The 18,768-nt window shown below is 37.5% G+C and carries 20 protein-coding genes, 1 tRNA gene and 1 riboswitch; of the genes, 10 read left to right on the top strand and 11 right to left on the bottom strand.

Going from position 1 to position 18,768, the window contains the following annotated elements:
- Positions 1 to 9 precede the first annotated feature (9 nt).
- The 3 genes from ribE to BMSHG_RS05705 all read right to left on the bottom strand — a co-directional run bounded on the left by ribE (position 10) and on the right by BMSHG_RS05705 (position 2,538).
- Positions 10 to 648, bottom strand: coding sequence for a riboflavin synthase (gene ribE / locus BMSHG_RS05715; protein ID WP_019153478.1), 639 nt, complete (start codon positions 646 to 648; stop codon positions 10 to 12).
- Positions 648 to 1,748 carry a bifunctional diaminohydroxyphosphoribosylaminopyrimidine deaminase/5-amino-6-(5-phosphoribosylamino)uracil reductase RibD gene (gene ribD, locus BMSHG_RS05710; RefSeq protein ID WP_019153477.1) on the bottom strand — a complete coding sequence of 367 codons (1,101 nt, stop codon included), beginning with the start codon at positions 1,746 to 1,748 and terminating at the stop codon, positions 648 to 650. Before ribD ends, ribE begins: the two co-directional genes overlap by 1 nt.
- Positions 1,749 to 1,879: 131 nt before the next feature.
- Positions 1,880 to 2,026, bottom strand: a riboswitch (FMN riboswitch).
- A 77-nt stretch (positions 2,027 to 2,103) separates the two neighbouring features.
- Positions 2,104 to 2,538 carry a GNAT family N-acetyltransferase gene (locus tag BMSHG_RS05705; protein ID WP_019153476.1) on the bottom strand — a complete coding sequence of 145 codons (435 nt, stop codon included), beginning with the start codon at positions 2,536 to 2,538 and terminating at the stop codon, positions 2,104 to 2,106.
- Positions 2,539 to 2,701: 163 nt separating this feature from the next.
- Between BMSHG_RS05705 and BMSHG_RS05700 the strand changes: the two genes are divergently transcribed.
- From BMSHG_RS05700 to BMSHG_RS05685, 4 genes are all read left to right on the top strand, one after another.
- The gene (locus BMSHG_RS05700) at positions 2,702 to 3,568 is read left to right on the top strand and encodes a DNA adenine methylase (protein WP_019153475.1); all 867 of its coding nucleotides are present in this window, start codon (positions 2,702 to 2,704) and stop codon (positions 3,566 to 3,568) included.
- Positions 3,546 to 4,832 carry a type II restriction enzyme gene (locus BMSHG_RS05695; RefSeq protein WP_019153474.1) on the top strand — a complete coding sequence of 429 codons (1,287 nt, stop codon included), beginning with the start codon at positions 3,546 to 3,548 and terminating at the stop codon, positions 4,830 to 4,832. Before BMSHG_RS05700 ends, BMSHG_RS05695 begins: the two co-directional genes overlap by 23 nt.
- Positions 4,833 to 4,953: 121 nt before the next feature.
- Positions 4,954 to 6,450 (top strand): DUF1538 domain-containing protein, encoded by a 1,497-nt coding sequence (locus tag BMSHG_RS05690; protein ID WP_019153473.1) that lies wholly within the window; start codon positions 4,954 to 4,956, stop codon positions 6,448 to 6,450.
- Positions 6,440 to 7,108 carry a P-II family nitrogen regulator gene (locus BMSHG_RS05685; protein ID WP_019153472.1) on the top strand — a complete coding sequence of 223 codons (669 nt, stop codon included), beginning with the start codon at positions 6,440 to 6,442 and terminating at the stop codon, positions 7,106 to 7,108. Before BMSHG_RS05690 ends, BMSHG_RS05685 begins: the two co-directional genes overlap by 11 nt.
- Positions 7,109 to 7,442: 334 nt before the next feature.
- Here BMSHG_RS05685 and BMSHG_RS29005 read toward each other — a convergent pair whose 3' ends face one another.
- From BMSHG_RS29005 to BMSHG_RS05670, 4 genes are all read right to left on the bottom strand, one after another.
- Positions 7,443 to 8,033 (bottom strand): DUF3231 family protein, encoded by a 591-nt coding sequence (locus BMSHG_RS29005; protein WP_019153471.1) that lies wholly within the window; start codon positions 8,031 to 8,033, stop codon positions 7,443 to 7,445.
- A 9-nt stretch (positions 8,034 to 8,042) separates the two neighbouring features.
- Positions 8,043 to 8,459 (bottom strand): DUF3231 family protein, encoded by a 417-nt coding sequence (locus BMSHG_RS29000; protein ID WP_019153470.1) that lies wholly within the window; start codon positions 8,457 to 8,459, stop codon positions 8,043 to 8,045.
- A gap of 130 nt (positions 8,460 to 8,589) precedes the next feature.
- Positions 8,590 to 9,192 carry a TetR/AcrR family transcriptional regulator gene (locus tag BMSHG_RS05675; RefSeq protein ID WP_019153469.1) on the bottom strand — a complete coding sequence of 201 codons (603 nt, stop codon included), beginning with the start codon at positions 9,190 to 9,192 and terminating at the stop codon, positions 8,590 to 8,592.
- 104 nt (positions 9,193 to 9,296) lie between these two features.
- On the bottom strand, positions 9,297 to 9,515 hold the full coding sequence (locus BMSHG_RS05670; RefSeq protein ID WP_019153468.1) for a hypothetical protein: 219 nt from the start codon (positions 9,513 to 9,515) through the stop codon (positions 9,297 to 9,299).
- A 177-nt stretch (positions 9,516 to 9,692) separates the two neighbouring features.
- Here BMSHG_RS05670 and BMSHG_RS05665 point away from each other — a divergent pair, with 177 nt between their 5' ends.
- Positions 9,693 to 10,016, top strand: coding sequence for a YnfA family protein (locus BMSHG_RS05665; protein WP_019153467.1), 324 nt, complete (start codon positions 9,693 to 9,695; stop codon positions 10,014 to 10,016).
- 62 nt (positions 10,017 to 10,078) lie between these two features.
- On the opposite strand, the gene BMSHG_RS25760 is transcribed toward BMSHG_RS05665, so the two are convergent.
- Positions 10,079 to 11,329 carry a sensor histidine kinase gene (locus tag BMSHG_RS25760; RefSeq protein ID WP_019153466.1) on the bottom strand — a complete coding sequence of 417 codons (1,251 nt, stop codon included), beginning with the start codon at positions 11,327 to 11,329 and terminating at the stop codon, positions 10,079 to 10,081.
- A 530-nt stretch (positions 11,330 to 11,859) separates the two neighbouring features.
- On the opposite strand from BMSHG_RS25760, the gene BMSHG_RS05655 reads away from it, so the two are divergent.
- A tRNA-Gly gene (locus tag BMSHG_RS05655) sits at positions 11,860 to 11,933 on the top strand.
- Positions 11,934 to 12,121: 188 nt separating this feature from the next.
- On the opposite strand, the gene BMSHG_RS05650 is transcribed toward BMSHG_RS05655, so the two are convergent.
- Complete coding sequence (locus BMSHG_RS05650; protein ID WP_019153465.1) at positions 12,122 to 12,799, bottom strand: B3/B4 domain-containing protein; 678 nt, start codon at positions 12,797 to 12,799, stop codon at positions 12,122 to 12,124.
- A 109-nt stretch (positions 12,800 to 12,908) separates the two neighbouring features.
- Between BMSHG_RS05650 and queG the strand changes: the two genes are divergently transcribed.
- The 4 genes from queG to trmL all read left to right on the top strand — a co-directional run bounded on the left by queG (position 12,909) and on the right by trmL (position 17,399).
- The gene (queG, locus tag BMSHG_RS05645; RefSeq protein ID WP_019153464.1) at positions 12,909 to 14,042 is read left to right on the top strand and encodes a tRNA epoxyqueuosine(34) reductase QueG; all 1,134 of its coding nucleotides are present in this window, start codon (positions 12,909 to 12,911) and stop codon (positions 14,040 to 14,042) included.
- A 274-nt stretch (positions 14,043 to 14,316) separates the two neighbouring features.
- On the top strand, positions 14,317 to 15,801 hold the full coding sequence (locus tag BMSHG_RS05640) for an aldehyde dehydrogenase family protein (protein WP_019153463.1): 1,485 nt from the start codon (positions 14,317 to 14,319) through the stop codon (positions 15,799 to 15,801).
- Between the two features lie 102 nt (positions 15,802 to 15,903).
- Positions 15,904 to 16,776 (top strand): amidase domain-containing protein, encoded by an 873-nt coding sequence (locus BMSHG_RS05635; protein WP_019153462.1) that lies wholly within the window; start codon positions 15,904 to 15,906, stop codon positions 16,774 to 16,776.
- 149 nt (positions 16,777 to 16,925) lie between these two features.
- Positions 16,926 to 17,399, top strand: coding sequence for a tRNA (uridine(34)/cytosine(34)/5-carboxymethylaminomethyluridine(34)-2'-O)-methyltransferase TrmL (gene trmL, locus BMSHG_RS05630; protein ID WP_026073341.1), 474 nt, complete (start codon positions 16,926 to 16,928; stop codon positions 17,397 to 17,399).
- 51 nt (positions 17,400 to 17,450) lie between these two features.
- On the opposite strand, the gene BMSHG_RS05625 is transcribed toward trmL, so the two are convergent.
- Both BMSHG_RS05625 and BMSHG_RS05620 read right to left on the bottom strand, forming a co-directional pair.
- The gene (locus BMSHG_RS05625; protein ID WP_019153460.1) at positions 17,451 to 18,221 is read right to left on the bottom strand and encodes a cytochrome c oxidase assembly protein; all 771 of its coding nucleotides are present in this window, start codon (positions 18,219 to 18,221) and stop codon (positions 17,451 to 17,453) included.
- Complete coding sequence (locus BMSHG_RS05620; RefSeq protein ID WP_019153459.1) at positions 18,211 to 18,675, bottom strand: DUF2243 domain-containing protein; 465 nt, start codon at positions 18,673 to 18,675, stop codon at positions 18,211 to 18,213. The genes BMSHG_RS05625 and BMSHG_RS05620 overlap by 11 nt, the downstream gene beginning before the upstream one ends.
- Positions 18,676 to 18,768 lie beyond the last annotated feature (93 nt).

The raw sequence follows: 18,768 nt of genomic DNA, 5'->3' as shown, positions 1-18,768 counted from the left end.
ACCTCCTATCTAGATAAACCCGTTTTCCTTTAAAAAATCCATTGAAATAGACGTATCATTTTTTGATTGGATAAAAGAGAATAAATATTTTCCAATCAGATCGAATTCGATATTGACCTCTTCTCCGACTCGTTTTAAACCAAGGACGCTTTCCTTTGCCGTATGGGGAATGAGCGATACTGTTACTCTAGTTTTGTCGCTCCCAAATATCGTTAACGATGTGCCATCAACGGCAATCGAGCCTTTGGATAAAACAAGGTGATGGAATTCCTTTGGAAAAGTGATGTCGATATAAATGGCGTTCTCCTTTTGCACACGTTTGCTGATTTTTCCGACTGCATCTACATGGCCGGTTACGAAATGACCGCCGAAACGTCCATTTGCAAGAAGGGCACGTTCAAGGTTCACAAGTGAGCCTTGTTTAAGCTTTGATAAAGATGTATCTTTAAATGTTTCAGGCATGATATCAACATGGAAGAAGGTGTCGTTAAAATAAGTTACAGTTAAACAAACACCGTTAACCGCAATGCTATCACCAAGTTTTAAACCTTCTAGCACTTTATGACTTTGTATCGTAAGAATGAGTGTTTTTCCTTTAGGTTGAATGTTTTGGAGCGTTCCTAACTCTTCTACGATTCCGGTGAACATTATTCGTTCTCCTCCTTGTTAAGAGGTTTTGCGGTAATTTTTAGATCTCGCCCAAGCTGTTCTACTGCTGTGAACTGAAGGTTTTTTCCATCCTTTATAAATTCAGGACCAAGTCCACCAACAAAAGGGAGCGCCTTTTTGCCTCCAATTATTTTTGGAGCGATGTAGGCAATGATCTGTTGAAAAGCATTGTCTGCGATAAATGAAGCGTGTATTTCTGATCCACCCTCTACTAAAACAGACATAAGTTTTCGTGCACCTAGCTTCTTCAAAACCTCTGTCACTTCAATATAAGGCTTGTCTAGAATAATGATGGTGATCCCTAGATCCTCAAGCTCTTTTTTGCGTTCAATATTGAAGTGATTTCCTGTAAAAATGATCGTCTCTGTTGAGCGATCTTGGATTACATTTGCCGACGTCGGTATTTTTAATTCCGAGTCTAAAACAATTCGAATGGGATTTTTTCCACCTTGGGGTCGTCTGGTGGTTAAAAGAGGGTTATCTTGTAGGATCGTGTTTATTCCTACTAAAATTCCGTCATGTTCGTGACGTAGATTATGGACATCTTGACGTGATTCAAGAGAAGTAATCCATTTACTATCACCAGTTTTTGCTGCTGTTTTGCCATCAAATGAAATAGCTGCTTTAATCGTTACAAATGGAGTGTTTGTTTGGATATAGTGAAAAAATTTCTCGTTTAATTGTAGTGCTTCTTTTTTACATAGACCTACTTCGGCTTCAATTCCAGCATGAACAAGCTTTTCTAACCCTTTGCCTGCAACAAGAGGATTAGGGTCAAGCGTTGCGATGAATACTTTCTTAATCTCCGATTGGATCATCAACTCAGCACAAGGCGGGGTTTTTCCATAGTGGCTACAAGGTTCAAGGGTCACATACATGACCGCGCCTTTGGCATCATCACCTGCAGATTGAATTGCATGAACTTCTGCATGTGGCTTACCCGCTTTAAAATGTACACCTGTCCCTACTAATCTACCATCCTTCACTAACACAGCCCCAACACTCGGATTGGGACTTGTTTGCCCTAAAGTTGCACGCGCCAATGAAATAGCTATGTTCATATATTCACAATCTTTCATTGCAGATTATAAATGGCTCCTTTCTATTTTTAAATTCTCCATTAAAACGAAAAACTCCCTTACTAACAGTAGTAAGGGAGAAAAAAAGCAACACAAATAAGCGTCAAAAACAGCATTTTTTGAACAAATATCTATTCCTTCTCCCATCCAGACTTTTACTGTCGGCTTTGGAATTGCACCAAATCCACCGTTTTCAAATTAATGAACCCGGGTCACGGACTAAGAGGCTATACCTCATCACCGCCGGTTGGGAATTGCACCCGACCCCGAAGGAAATCCTATTCAATTAAAAAAAGCATAACAGACTGAAGATTGGACAACAAGTATTTTCACTTGTCATTTTTTTGAACATTTTCTAGAGCTTTTTATAAAAGACATAACTAACCTTATCATAATCCATCTTTTCTTCATAAAAGCGATGCGCGTCCAGTCGTTGTAACCCTGAGGAAAGGGAAACAACGTCGTATCCATTGTCTTTTGCCCATTGATGTACATGGTGGAGTAGGACTTCTCCGTATCCTTTGGAACGATGATGAATATCGGTTACTAAATCACATACCCAGATGAATTTCCCATTATAAAGGGTAATCATCGGCATAAACCCAGTAACTGCAACGATTGTTTCATTTTCGATAAGGGCGAACATCTTATAGTTTTCTTGTTCTTGCGCCTCTTTAACTAGTAGAAGATAGGCCTCTTCGTCTAAATGGGTTCGAAGTTGCTTCATTACAGGATAAGCATTTCTCCAATCTTGTATGGTTTTCATTTCTTTGATTGAAATCGTGTCCATTATTCTCATCTCCCTATTGCTTTTATTAAATCATAGACGGGAGTCAAGAACACAAAATATTCCCTTGTAATGAGCACGTAACATTTCCAATTTCTTTGTTCAAAGGTTCATGATATGATAAGGTATAGAATTTGTGTTCGTATTTTGAGGAGTTGTAATCAACATGGCAAAAGCAGTAAAAAGCATTGGACCTCAGCCTTTTTTGAAATGGGCTGGTGGGAAGCGCCAATTGCTTCCTGAGATTAGAGAATATATTCCAGAAGAAATGGGTACTTACTTTGAACCTTTTATCGGAGCAGGGGCCGTACTGTTAGATTTACAGCCGAAAAAGGCTATTTTTAATGATATAAATATTGAACTTGTGAACGTATATCAAGTTGTTATGAATGATGTAGATGCTTTGATCGAGGAATTGAAAAAGCATGAGAATGGAAATAATAGCGACTATTTCTATGAAATTCGTCATTTGGATAGAAATAAAGAAGAGTATGACAAGCTTTCCTCAGTGGAAAAAGCAGCTAGAATGATCTATTTAAATAAGACGTGCTTTAACGGGTTATATCGAGTGAATAGTAAAGGGCAATTTAATGTTCCTTTTGGGAAATATAAAAATCCACAAATTGTAAATGAACCGGTGCTTCGTGCTGTTCATCACTATTTAAGCATAAGTGAGATTACGATCTTAAATACTGACTTTGCAAAGGTGGTTGAGTCGGCAAAAGAGGGAGATCTTGTCTATTTCGATCCGCCTTATGATCCAGTATCAGACACTTCTTCTTTTACAAGCTATAGTTTAGATGGATTCAAGCGAGAAGACCAACTTAGGTTGAGGGATCTATGTGTGGAGCTTGACAAGAAAGGCTGCAAGTTTTTGTTAAGTAATTCAGCGACTGATTTTATTAAAGATATCTACAAGGATTTCCATATTGAAATTGTATCAGCAACGAGAAGCATCAACTCTGTCGCATCGAAACGGGGAAAAATTGATGAAGTGTTGGTGATGAATTATGAGCCAAACGAAAACAGATAAAGCTTGGGAGATCTTATTTGAACGGCACCAAATCCTTAATAAAGTTCACCAAAATGGCTTCTTTGAAATTCTGGCGAAAGAGATTAAAGAGGTCAGAGAACCGAGGTTGATGGCAAAGTTTGATCATTTTAGCCACTTGCCAAAATTGTTTAAAGAACATGGTTTATCTATTTTACCAATCTCTCGCTCTAGTTATGTAATTGGTGAGTTTAATGTCTATGAAAAAGTAAGTTATAATCCAAGATTAAAACCGGTTCAAGTTGATTTTCCGAGTATGATAACAACGATCGATCCTGCGAATCTATATTCAGAAAGTTCGGCTCTCCATTGTGCACATGTGACTGGGATGATGGAAATGGTCCTTGGTGAGTCATCCTATCAAACGATTTCAGGAAGAATGTCATCGAAGGAATTTGATTTTAACATTCAAACAAAACAGGGAATGGAACGCTTTATTCATATAAAAAACTCCCAGATCGAGATTGATGGTGGCTATGAAAGCGAAAATCAATTTATGATTGTGGAGGCGAAGAATGAAACGGTCGATGATTTCTTGGTAAGGCAACTTTATTATCCCTATCGTTTATGGCAGGAAAAAACTCATAAGAAAGTAATACCTGTGTTCTTTACCTATTCAAATGATATTTTTAGTTTTTTTGTCTACGAGTTTACCGATCCGAAACGGTACAATTCATTAAGGCTAGTGGAGCAGAAAGATTTTATTATCGCCCATGAAGGAATCGAACTGGACGACATTATCAAAGTGTTTCGTGCTGTCCAAACCATCCCTGAACCAGAGATTCCATTTCCGCAGGCAGATTCTTTTACGAGAGTCGTCGATTTGTTAGGCCTGTTAGTGGAAAATGATTTAAGTAAGGACCAGATTACCTGGAATTATGCTTTTGACGAAAGGCAAACGAGTTATTATACAAGGGCCGGCATGTATCTTGGTTTAATGGAAACCTACAAAGATGAGAATAAACAAGTGATGTTTCGTTTGACCCAAACGGGTAGAGATATTATGAGGCAGAAAACAAAGGATAAATTTTTGAGTCTGACGAATAAGATTCTTGCACATGAACCTTTTAAACAAGTATTAGCTGAGTATTTCGCCAAAGGTACATTACCTGAGAAATCTCGAGTGGTAGACATTATGGAAAACTGTCATTTGTATAATGTTCAAAAGGAAAGTACCTACTTCAGAAGAGCCTCCACGATTATGGGGTGGATGAATTGGATACTAGATTTACCTGAAACATATTAAGTTTAAATTTGAAGGATTAATAATATCAAAATAATCCATCTTTATGCGATAATAAAGAAGGGTTATTTTTTTTGAATTATTTGCTTGTTCGGAGTTTTAAAAAGAAAGGACTGATTTCTATTTGAGTGTTCTTATTTCCAAATTAAAAGAAGTATTATACGCAGTACTCCCAATTACCTCCATTGTTTTGATTCTAAATTTTACGTTAGCGCCCCTTGATAGCTCAACATTGCTGATACGATTTGTGATAGGAGCTATTTTAATTATTCTTGGATTATCGATCTTTCTATTTGGTGTCGACATTGGAATTACGCCGATTGGCCAATTAATGGGGAAATCAATTGCCAAAACAAATAAGTTTTGGATTGTGGTGATATCGGGTTTGCTACTCGGTTTCTTTATCTCCATTGCTGAACCAGATCTACATATTCTCGCAGGACAAGTGGACTTTGTAACATCAGGTCTTATTACAAAGATGAGTATCGTCATCATTGTCTCAATTGGAATTGGTGCACTCATTGCGACAGGTCTTGCACGTATTGTTTTTAACTTCCCCTTATATAAATTACTTACCATTTTATATGGAATCATCTTAGTTTTATCTTTTTTTACGACCCCGGAATTTTTAGCGATTTCCTTTGACGCATCTGGTGCGACAACTGGTGCATTAACAGTTCCTTTCATCTTAGCTCTTGCTCTTGGGGTATCAATGATGAAAAAGGATAGTAAGGCATCTGAAAAGGATAGCTTTGGACTTGTAGCCATTGCCTCAACAGGGGCAATCATTTCCGTTATGATCATGAATATTATTTCAAAATCGGATAAAATATCTGGTAGTTTGGAATTGCATGATGAGCAAAATGTTTCGATAATGGGTCCTTTTTTGCATGAATTCCCGATCATTGTTCAAGAGATTATTATCGCTCTGCTTCCGATGCTCATTCTCTTTCTCCTATTTCAGAAGTTCTCTTTTAAAATGTCCAAAAGAGAAGTTAGAAGAATTGTTACTGGATTAGTTTTTACCTTTATTGGTCTTGTGTTATTTTTAATAGGAGTGAATGCAGGTTTTATGGATGTAGGAAGAGCGATTGGTCAGTCTATTGCCTCTTTGGACCATAAAGCATATCTTATAGTTGTAGCCTTTGTTCTAGGGCTTGTGACGATTTTGGCGGAACCGGCTGTCCATGTATTAACACATCAAATAGAGGATGTTACGAGTGGATATGTGAGAAGAAACGTTGTACTATTCTCCCTTTGTATTGGAGTGGGAGTAGCCGTTGCGTTATCGATGTTACGAATTCTTATTCCTGAGCTTCAGTTATGGCATTATCTCCTGCCAGGATATATTTTGGCAATTGGGATGACGTATTTTGTTCCAAAACTATTTGTCGGGATAGCCTTTGATTCTGGAGGCGTGGCATCAGGCCCAATGACCGCCACTTTCATACTGGCATTTGTGCAAGGGGCTGCTGAAGCGATTGAAGGAGCTAATGTCCTTGTTGACGGATTTGGGATGATCGCAATGGTCGCATTAACGCCATTAATTACTTTACAAATCGTCGGATTCATTTTTAAATTAAAGTCAAAGAAGAGAGGAGTGGTGAAAAATGTCCAGTAGTTCTGATATCAATACCTTTGAACAAGTTTGCATAATTGTTGACTTCGGAAAAGGAAGTAAAGTCATGCAGACAGCAAAAAAACACGGTATTTCAGGTGGTACTGTTTTATTAGGAAAAGGGACGATCAAAAACCGCCTCTTGGAAATGTTAGCAATAAATGATATAAGAAAAGAAATTGTGATCTTGGTGTCTAACACAAATACTATAAATCAAGCGATTGAACAGCTGGCTCATAAATTTAAATTCACAAAGCCGAATCATGGGATAGCCTTTACAACTTCTGTCGGTCGTGTCATTGGTGCAAGTAGTTGTAAAAGTGAGAACTTAATTGAAGGTGGAGGTGTAGAAAACGCTATGTATCATGCAATTACGGTCATTGTGGAAAAAGGGAATGCTGGGGACGTGATTGATGCAGCAACAGAAGCAGGCTCTAAAGGTGGGACGATCATCAATGCAAGAGGTTCGGGTATCCATGAAACGAGTAAGCTGTTTTCAATGGATATTGAACCTGAAAAAGAAATGGTTTTGATTTTATCGAAAATAGATAGTACGGAGAAAATAGTTTCTTCGATTCGAAAGAAACTCAAAATAGATGAGCCTGGAAATGGAATTATTTTCATCCAGGATGTCAATCGAACATACGGTTTATATGAATAAGAGGAGGCGACTTTGCCTCCTCTTATTGTCTCGCCATTTATAACTTCCCTCGATTTTATGTTCTAGGAATATCGGTATGAAAAAATAACAGGAAAATTTCCGCTTAATAAGCAACCATCATGAAAAAGAGCCGACATAACAGGAAAAATTCCTGCTATTCCCTCAAAACATGCCAAAATAAACGATTTTGCTCTCCATAAGCGGAAAATCTTCCGTTATTTCCCCGAAAAGGGACTTCATTGAGGAGATAACAGGAAAAACTCCGCTTAAGGGTGAGAGATGGTTGGATCGAATAAGACAAACCAGAAGCTTCCTACATTTTGTAGATGCTTTTTTATTTTTTCGTACTTTTTGCTAAAGATTCTCGATCGATGGTTTCAGGAAGTTTCTCTAGCCATCCATGTTTAACCAAAATATTGTAGCAAAGGCCTCCTGCTTGCATGGCATGGTTAAATACTTTTCTGTAATTTAAAATAATGTCGGTTCTCAAACTCGCACCTAGTGATGCTCCATAATAGGAAAGAGCCGTATTGACCAGTAAAGCTGCGTGAAACATCATGAGCTTGTCTGAAAAAGGACTAACAGTAGATGAAGTGATATCTACATCCCATTTTTCCGGAATGGGTAAATGATCTTGCTCTAAAATATGATTAAAGCTGTCTGCATCTTTTCCAGCAAGCTTCACATTCTTTAACATGAATTCACGGACATCTTCTTGTTTTGCCACCTGACTGAAAGCAAGACTCAGTGATCGGATAAAACCAGTTTTCTTTGAATTAAAAAATAGATTGCTGATTTCAGAACTATTGAGTGGTCTTTTATCCCCAACCAAATTAGAGATGAAGCCTGTTGTTTCAGTAAACTCAGCTCCTTGAGGGGTAGGGATAGTGGGGACTGCCGAAAATTTCGGTTGTTGCTCAGCCAACCTAACTATTCATTGAAACAAATCTTTAGATGATTTAACGCATTCATAATAATAATTCTGGATGTCTTCTCGTTCACAATTGGTAATGGCGAGACTATACGCAGTTAATCCATGTAAGGTCATAATATAGGAATAGAAAAGGAGAAACTGATCTGAAAATAAACGTGGAGCTTTTAGATTTACATCATCATCAGTAAAACTCACTGGGATTTGAAAATTGGCCGTTTTTAGGAATTCTTTGATATTGGTAATATGCTTCTCAGCTAACGACAAGGATAGTTTTATAATGGATTTAATTTCATTATCTTCAACAATTTTAAGAAAATACTTATAAATGCAAATAGCCATGCTGTCGCCTAAATATTGAAGCCAAAGAGCGGATATTTCTGCAGCGGTTAAGGTTTGTTTATTCTTGGAATTTCCCAAAACGCTTACCTCCAATGATGTATGATTCATATCTTTTCTTGACTTATTTTATGGTAATGCCTTCGAAGTATACAAATTATTTGGTAAGCATAAAAAATAGTACTTAGCATGAGCTAAGTACCGAGTTAATTTAATTGATTATATGTGATTTAATTCCATTAAAGAGCACATCAACGGAATCAATAATAGACGTTTCAAGCATATCTAATTGATTATTATGGTAGAAATGTTTATTGAGGACATGGAAATAAGTGCTTACAATAAGGTCGGCTACTAATGCAGTATTCAAATCACTTTTTTCTTTCTTGCCCGCTTTTAGAATACTTTCATAAATACTAGCTAGATCACTTCTATTTTTCGACTCTAACTGATAGACCTTTTCTCCGCCTTCGGAAATCCCTTTTAAGGCGGCTTTTGCGCTGAAGGCAGACTCCTTGACTCCTCGTATATCTTCGATTAGAACGGCAATGATTTTTTCCTTTGTGTTCATAGATGCTGGTAGCTGTTCTGCAAATTCTCTTAATACTTTTATTTGATTTTGACCAAATTTCGCAACGATATCTTCTTTAGAAGAAAAATAATTAAAAATGGTTCCTTTCGAAACACCTGCTAATTCACAAATTTCTTGAAGTGTTGTATTTTCTACTCCTTTTTCCTGAAAAAGAGTCATGCCTGCATCGTAAATTCTTTCTTCCATTTGTAGTTTTTTGTTAGCAGATCGTCCAATTTTCAAATTTACCACCACTTTTTCTATTAAAGTACAAATGAGTATTTCTACAAAAACACTCTACTTTTACTATATACTTTTTTGAAAATTTTTCTAGTGGTTACATGAATCTAGCGAATGGTTCGTCTAGAATTGCCTTCTTCGTTCATCCACATTTTTATATGGGTGAGGATCGTGAAGAGAAAGAAGAAGTTCATAATCCATACATTAAAGAATGGTTGTATCCCTCCGAAATCGATAGAGTGGTACCCTTTTATTAACAAGACAATATATGCTTCAACGAATATAAGAACAAATCCACCAGCAAAGGAAAATGCAATTCTAATCATGTTTTGAGCTCCTCTTTTTATAAAATATGTACTGAGTATAAATTGTATATACAATTTATACTCAGTACATATTTTATAACCTATTGTTAGAAAAATCAATACGTTTTTCATTATTCACGGTTCTGTCATAATGGGAGATGAAGAAGTGAATGAACTAAGGAGAGAGTGAGAGTAAGTATGATGGCATTTATAATATTTTTATTAGCTGGAGTTGCAGAAATAGGCGGTGGTTATTTAATTTGGTTATGGCTACGTGAGGGGAAATCCTTTTATTTAGGTATTATTGGTGGGTTGACACTTGCACTCTATGGGGTAATCGCAACGTTTCAGTCTTTTCCGACCTTCGGAAGGGTGTATGCCGCTTACGGTGGAGTGTTTATCGTTCTATCCATTTTATGGGGGTGGGGAATTGATCGGAAAACACCAGATTTATACGATTGGTTAGGCGGAGTGATTTGTCTTATCGGCGTTTCAGTCATGTTATTTGCACCTAGAAATTAACTCATCCTATGAATAAAAGGCAACGAGGTTCGTGCTCTCGCTGCCTTTTCGTGCTTGTTCAATTATGCGATACTTGGAAAGCTAAGTGTAATAGAAGTTCCAACCAATTCTTCACTGCTCACCTTTACGCTACCACCCATACCTTCAACAATTCGATAGACGACCATCATGCCAAGTCCAGTTCCTTTTTGCTCTTTTAAGGAAAAATAAGGCTCACCTAAGCGGGCAAGATGTTCAGGACTCATCCCTTGACCAGTATCGGTAATATGGATGAATGTTTTATTAAACTTGGTAGCGGTGACAATAGAAAGGGTTCCGCCGTTAGGCATGGCTTCGATCGAGTTTTTGCAAATATTCAGTAGAACTTGACGAAATTTATGTGGATCTCCTTGGATTCTTTTTGTATGAAAAAAGACGATATTCATTTCTACCGTGTGTCTTAAGCAAAGCGGTGTAATGATTTCTCTACATTTTAAGATTTCATTTTCAATATCAAGAACATGAAGCACTTCAGGATGCGGTTTTGCAAAGGTAAGATAGTCATTAATGATGTCTGCTGCACGGCTTGTCTCATCTAAAGCGAGTGAGGCGTATGTTTTACAACTATCTGGAATCCCTTTATGCTCAAGAATAAGCTGAAGAAATCCTTTTACCGATGTTAATGGATTTCGAACTTCATGACTGATGCTCGCAGCTAGATGGCTCACAATTTCCATTTTTTCGTTCTTTATAGCTTCTAGTTGTAATATATATGTGGTGCGTAGCAATTCAGACAGGTACGTGACAAAGAAGGTTGAAGAGGTAAGCACAAAAGAGTATATGAAAAAAGTAAGTATCTCTTGAAATCCATAGTAAAAAGAAGGAATTAAGAAAGCAAAAATGGAATACAGGAACGCAAAATTAGTTGTAAAGTACAATCTCCATTTCGTTGATTTCTTCTCAAATAATTGAGAGAGACCGAGGATCACGGCGGTGGAGAAGATTACAAGAATGATTGTTAACCATATTCCATCACCACCGATAGGAATCCGTACTAAAATGAGCAATGTTCCTAACCAAAGTGTTACTTTTTTTCCGCCATATAGGCTTCCTAATAGAAATGGAACAAATCTTAGGTCATAAACAAAATTCTCCTCAATAGGGATTGATAATAATAGGCTTAGAATAATCAATAAGGATGAGATGAGTGCAAGAGTCCCTCTTTGATAATTAAGTGAGAGCATCTTCTGCTTATTCACTATTATCATATTGAAAAATAAAACAATCAGTAAAATAAAAAGGAGATTTAGGAGCAAACCTTTTAGTAGTATCATGTGGATATCCTCCGTTAGACCTATGTAATTGTATCCACTTCTTATTTTAGAGTATTGTCAAAATATTTTCAATAATCGCAGGAATAACTACAAAACCTCTTATTTTTCGACAGACTCCCATTATGAACCCTTGACGGTCAAAAAAAATAGTGATATATTGTTCTATGTTCTAACTTTTGCTAATAGAATAAACTAAATCCTTCTAATTAGTGCGGGTGTAGTTTAATGGTAAAACCACAGCCACGAGCAAAGCATCCGAGAATATCCTGCGAGTTGCCTCGACGACAAGGCATCCTCGAATTAGCTATAAGAGTTAGAGGCATGTAAGGCCAGAGTAAGGAAACTAAAAAAATACAATTTATAATATAATGCGGGTGTAGTTTAATGGTAAAACCACAGCCACGAGGAAAGCATCTGTGAATTCCCTACGAGTTGCCTCGACGACAAGGCATCCTCGAATTAGCTATAAGAGTTAGAGGCATGTAAGGCCAAAATAAGGGAATAAAATTAAATATTATCTCAATAAAAATGCGGGTGTAGTTTAATGGTAAAACCACAGCCTTCCAAGCTGTTGTCGTGGGTTCGATTCCCATCACCCGCTCCAATACATATATAACGCAGTATTTCGTATCGAAAAGAACGAAGTATTGCGTTTTTTATTTTGTGACGAAATAAAAAAAGTTGAAACTTTTTATCCACTCATTCGTCTATTAAGGTGAGAACATAATAACCAGATTTACCCCTTTTTCTATAAAAATGGAGCCAATAGCAAATGCTATTGGCTCCGATTTTTTATAAGGAAGATTCGTGTAAGATCTGCATGTTTGCTTCACCACCATGGATTTGAAGGAACATGTTGCGTAACGATTCTACCATCAGTTTTGCTTCGGATAATTCCATGGATGGTCTCAAATAGATGATTTGGACCGCAGCTTTTGTCTTTTCAGAGACAGAAGTTCTAGTAGAATCAACATAAGGACTACCGAAAGGACCGTTGTTATCTACTGTGACGATCAATTGATGTAAGTGATTCACTCTTCCGTTAAGCCCTTCATAGTGTTCTCCCTCTTCTGCGATACGTACGTTAATCGATCCATTAACTGCCCCTAAATCATAAATCCCTAATGGAATTTTATATTGTAAGGAAAAGAAATTCGTTAAATCGATTGCACTATTAACTGAAGGAAGAAATTGTTGCTTTTGGACTCTAAGATAAAGTGCTTCTGCTGAATGGTGAAATTGATTCGGATCTTGTCCTGTCTCTTTAAATATGCTGCGCCATTCACTAATTTCTTCTATTTCCTCTACTTTTTTATCTTCCAAATCAAAGAAAATCGATTCTTGAAATAGCTGTAATCTTCCTTTTAACATTTGAGGAGAGGTACCGACTTCAATATTGTGATAATGAATGACTCCGATTTTAAAATTTGGAATAAGCGTGTATAACTGGGGTGATAGAGTAATTTCCAAGCATTCCACCTCCAAAAACTCATGAAAATAGTTTATCATAGTGGATATGGTTTTTCACAAATAAGAAACTCATTTAAATATAAATCCCTTTAAGAAAGGAGGGATATGAATGAATTACGATCAATTAAAAAATGAAATTATTGAATATAGCAAAACAATTGGCATTGATAAAATCGGATTTACGACTGCAAACACCTTTGATGGACTGAAAAATCGCTTACTCAGGCAGCAGGAATTAGGCTATCAATCTGGATTTGAAGAGCCCGACATTGAAAAAAGAGTGAATCCCTCATTATTAATGGAGCAACCACGGTCTATTATTTCGATTGCATTAGCATATCCATCAAAAATGAGTGAACGGGTCACTAGTAAAAAAGGCGAACGTCGTGGTCTTTTTTGTCGAGCTTCCTGGGGCTTAGATTACCACCTTATTTTAAAAGAACGGTTGAAAAAGTTAGAAGACTTTATTATGGAAAAAGTTCCTGCGGCAAGATGTAAATCAATGGTTGATACAGGAGAATTAGTAGACCGAGCTGTTGCAGAGCGAGCAGGTATTGGATGGAGTGGGAAGAACTGTGCGATTATCACTCCGGAATTCGGCTCCTACGTCTATTTAGGTGAGATGATAACCAATCTCCCTTTTGAACCAGATGAACCAATGGAGGAGCGCTGTGGTGATTGTAACAAATGTATTGATGCATGTCCTACGGGAGCGTTAGTTCAAGGTGGTCAAATTAATGCTCAACGCTGCATTGCCTTTTTGACACAGACAAAGGATTTTATTCCAGATGAATTTCGCGATAAAATTGGTAATCGTCTCTATGGTTGTGATTCTTGTCAAACAGCTTGTCCTGAAAATAAAGGGAAAAATTATCAATTTCATGATGAAATGAAAGCTGAGCCAGAGGTCGTTAAACCGCTATTAAAGCCAATCTTGTATTTGAGCAACCGTAGTTTTAAAGCAAGATTTGGTCAACTTTCTGGTTCGTGGCGAGGGAAGAAGCCGATCCAACGCAATGCGGTCATTGCCCTTGCCCATTTTAAGGATGAAACTGCGGTAGATGATTTAACGATTATGTTAAAGGAAGATTCAAGGCCGGTGTTGAGAGGGACTGCCGCATGGGCACTTGGGAAAATCGGTGGAGAGAAAGCAGAGCAGGAGTTGCTTCAAGCGAAGGAAAAAGAAACGGACACTGATGTGGTAAATGAGATTGAAAAAGGGCTTCGATTAATTAAACATTAATTTTACTTTAACTAAAAACATGACTCACGAGATTTTTATGAGTCATGTTTTTTAATTGATCATGAGTTGCCAAATTCACGAATGTTTTCGATTTATACTGAATTTTGGAAAAAAGTAGTATATTATGTCATTAAATATCGGAATTTTTAGAATTTTAAACATTGATTCTGGAAGATTGATAGTGTTACGATTCATTTGTAAGTGTTAACGCTTACAGGATTACCCATTTTACTACTAGTGCTACATAAAATACTAATTAAAGAGGAGGAATTTTATGAGTCAACTTGCAGTAGGGTTAAAAGAAAAAGTAGAAAAATTTTTGAGTGGTAAGAAGAAGCTTTATATTAATGGAGAATTTGTTGAGAGTAAGTCTCAAAAAACGTTTGATTCTTACAATCCAGCAACAGGTGAGGTGCTAGCTGCCGTTTTCGAAGCAGAGGCAGAAGATATTGATCTTGCGGTAAAAGCTGCTCGTCAAGCTTTTGATGAAGGGCCTTGGTCAAAGATGAGTGCCGCTGAACGCAGCCGTCTTATGTATAAGCTTGCTGATTTAATGGAAGAGCATCGTGAAGAACTTGCTCAGTTAGAAACGTTAGATAATGGAAAACCAATTCGTGAAACGACGAACGCAGATATCCCGTTAGCCATTGAACATATGCGCTATTATGCTGGCTGGTCAACAAAGATTGTTGGACAGACCATTCCTGTTAGCGGACCTTATTTCAATTATACTCGTCACGAAGCAGTAGGGGTGGTCGGACAAATTATTCCATGGAATTTTCCACTTCTAATGGCCATGTGGAAACTTGGTGCAGCTCTAGCAACTGGTTGTACGGTCGTTCTTAAACCGGCAGAGCAAACACCACTATCGGCGCTCTACTTAGCCGAATTAATTGATGAAGTTGGATTCCCAAAAGGGGTTGTCAACGTTGTTCCTGGCTTTGGTGAAACTGCTGGTCAACCATTAGTCGATCATCCATTAGTCGACAAAATTGCGTTCACTGGATCAACTGAAGTAGGGAAGTTGATTATGTCAAATGCTTCAAAAACATTGAAAAGAGTTACCTTGGAATTAGGAGGGAAATCACCAAATATTATTCTTCCTGATGCTGATTTAACAAAAGCAATCCCAGGTGCATTAAATGGAGTCATGTTTAATCAAGGACAAGTTTGCTGTGCCGGTTCTAGAGTGTTTATTCAGAAAAAAGACTTCGATAACGTGGTAGCGGATATGGCTTCCCATGCAGAAAAGATAAAACAAGGCGCAGGAATTCATGCCGATACAGAAATCGGGCCTCTTGTGTCAAGTGAGCAGCAAAATCGCGTGCTTAACTATATTGAAAAAGGTCTTAGTGAAGGCGCTCAACTTGTAACTGGCGGGAACAAACCACAGGATCAAGGTTATTTTGTTTCGCCAACTATTTTTGCTGATGTTAGAGATGAAATGACGATCGCTAAAGAAGAGATTTTTGGACCAGTAATTGCGGCTATGCCATATGATGATATAGACGAGTTAATTAATCGTGCAAATAATAGTGAATATGGTTTAGCTGCAGGTGTGTGGACACGAGATGTTGCCAAAGCACATTACATCTCTAATAATCTTCGCGCAGGAACTGTTTGGGTGAACTGCTACAACGCATTTGATGCAGCTTCTCCGTTTGGCGGATATAAGCAATCGGGAATCGGACGTGAAATGGGATCCTACGCACTTAATAACTATACAGAAGTAAAAAGTGTTTGGATTGCTATGCAATAATGAAATGATTTAGTTAGAAGGAGCTCATTCGGTTGAGTTCCTTTTTTTAATTTCTCTTTTCACATCTTTATTCATATATATGTTGTGAGAGGAGGGAGCAACATGAAGGAACAACTGCAAGAACATCTCATGAAACGTGTGAATCAATGTGTTACGAACTCAAGGAATATCATATGCGAAAAAATGGAGAAGAAGAAAGAGAGTGTTTCGAAAAGAAAAGGAGAGATCGTCAAGGTCCATGCGACCGGAAAAATCGATCGTATATCAGAAGAAGCAGAGACTCCTAAAGCTTTTTACCGTGCTCATTTTCAATATGTAATTAATCATAAAGGCAATATATATGTCGAGGAAGAAGTGGAGGAACGGGTGGCTGAATTTTATAAGGGGATTCTGATTGAGGATCAGGAATTAAATGTTGAACAACCTGATCATCGCGCTGCTTTCACACTTGGTGAGGTGACCGATGGAGATGAACGTGTGTATTTTAAATATGATCGACTGAAGGCTGTTAAATATGCGGAGCGATGGTGGAATGAGTTTAATCCTGCCTATCAAAAGTTTGATGTTAATTGCACGAATTATATTTCACAATGTCTTCATGCTGGCGAAGCTCCAATGGTCGGCTATCCTAATCGAAGTAATGGCTGGTGGATGCAAAATCGAAATTGGAGCTATACGTGGACGGTGGCTCATTCTTTCAGGTGGTACTTACCGAATGCCAAAAGAGGCTTGCGTGCTGAAGAAGTATCAGAACCCGGGCAATTGGAGTACGGGGATGTTATTTGTTATGATTTTCAAGGGGATGGCAGATTTGATCATACCACCATTGTTACGGCTAAGGACGGAGATGGCATGCCCCTCGTTAATGCCAATACGGCAAATAGTCGAATGAGGTACTGGGCTTATGAGGATTCGACAGCGTATACACCCAATATTAAATATAAATTTCTTCATATAAAAGATGACCAAAATTGAAATTTCTTCAAGTGTAAAAAAGTGATATAATAGCTCATAGAATAAATAGGCTCTTTTCACATACGTCTTTTTTTTAGAAAACTTATGTTTTTACAAAAAGCAAAAATGGACGAACGAATTGAGTAAATTGTATGAGGAAGTGAATTTTGGTGGCAGTGCATGTCGTTTTATATCAACCAGAGATACCAGCAAATACAGGGAATATTGCCCGCACTTGTGCAGCAACAGATACAACTCTCCATTTAATCCGCCCATTAGGATTTTCAACAGATGATAAAATGTTAAAGCGTGCAGGATTAGATTATTGGGAATTTGTCAATATTGTCTATTACGATTCTTTAGATGAATTTTTTGAAAAGAATGCTGGAGGGGAATTTTTCTATTTAACTAAGTTTGGAACTCAGCCGCATTCAAATTTTGATTATAGTCAACAGGAACAAGATTATTATTTTCTATTTGGAAAAGAAACGACAGGTCTTCCAAAGGATTTAATTGAGGCAAACCTAGAACGATGTCTGAGAATCCCAATGAACGAAAATGTACGTTCGTTAAACCTTTCGAACACGGCTGCTATTTTGATTTATGAAGCATTAAGACAACAGAATTATTTGCACTTGAAATAAAGTGGTCATTCGTATTAAAAAGCGGTCAGAGAAAATATCTCTGATCGCTTTTTAAACATCTACACCTTTTTTAAGGAACTCTGCTTTTGGTTTGCTAGCTTTGTACCATTGAAAACAGAAGATGATAATCAAGATTATATCGACTGCATCTCCTCCATAATACATAAGCATCGCCCCTTTTTCTGCCTGGGCTTTTGGTACACCTGCTGGTGGATGAGTGTATAGGTATTTTGCTAGAATTGCGTGGCTTGCTGAGGAAAGAATCAAAATAATCGTGCGATAGATATAACTTGTTCTATGTGGAGTTGGGTCAAAATAAACGATAGATGCTGTAAAAAGATAGCCTGCAAGAAATACATGAATGTGGACGAACAAAAATAGAAATATATGATGATGCATAGCTGAATAAAGATCTGTTGCATAGAGAAGCCACAACCCACCCATATTAAGGACCGAAGCAATAAGGGGATCATGAACTAATCGTACTGGAGTCGATTTAAGCAAGTATGATAGTTGACGAGCTCGTTTTACATGAAGACAGCGTAAAAGAAGAGTCATTGGCGCCGATAGTACAATGAGCAGCGGAGCAATCATTCCAAGAAGTAAGTGTCCTAGCATATGGGCTGTAAAATTTGTGTGAGCAAGTTCTGCTAAAGGGCCAATAAATACTGCAGTGATACAAAGCATCCCTAAAATCCAAGAACTAGTACGGTATAATGTCCAGCGTTTAGTGTACTGGTTGGAACGTAGGACAGCAAATATATAACCCACTATTAACAATATAAATGGTAGAACAAGGAGAAGAACATTTTCATTGTGCATTTTCTATTTCACCTCTTAATGACTTCTTTGTTTTTATAATAAGGAAGATACCAATGAAGACCATGATAACCGCAATGATATTCCAAGTGAAGTCGTAGAAGATGACATTGTCTACATAACGGATTTGATGAATTCTCATTAATTTGTGCTGGATCGTCCCATCGTATAATTGGAACCCACCGGCCCCAAGAAATACACCCCCTACCCATCTTTTTAACACAAAAGCATTTCTACGCCTTAAATCCGCAAGTAGAAAAAGACCACCAATGGTCGCAAACCAACTGAATGCGTGGAAGAGACCGTCAGAAACGAAGCCAATTGAAAGTGAACTTTTGTCATAAAAATGATGCCAGTGTAGGATTTGGTGAAAAACAGCTTCATCCAAAAAAGCTATCAATCCGAGACCAAAAAGAATTCCTGACCACAAATTTCGAACTGTAAAATTTGATTCCATAAATAATCCCTTCTTCTCCATTAGCATTGCAAAAATATCCACAAGGGTATATAGAAGTTACTTTATATGGGTTTTAAGTATAATTTTTCCACC

The sequence above is a fragment of the Robertmurraya massiliosenegalensis JC6 genome, assembly GCF_000311725.1.
In the GTDB taxonomy this organism is placed as follows: Bacteria; Bacillota; Bacilli; order Bacillales; family Cytobacillaceae; genus Robertmurraya; species Robertmurraya massiliosenegalensis.
The sequence above is the reverse complement of the archived record's forward strand: the minus strand, read 5'-3'. Positions and strand labels throughout refer to the sequence as shown.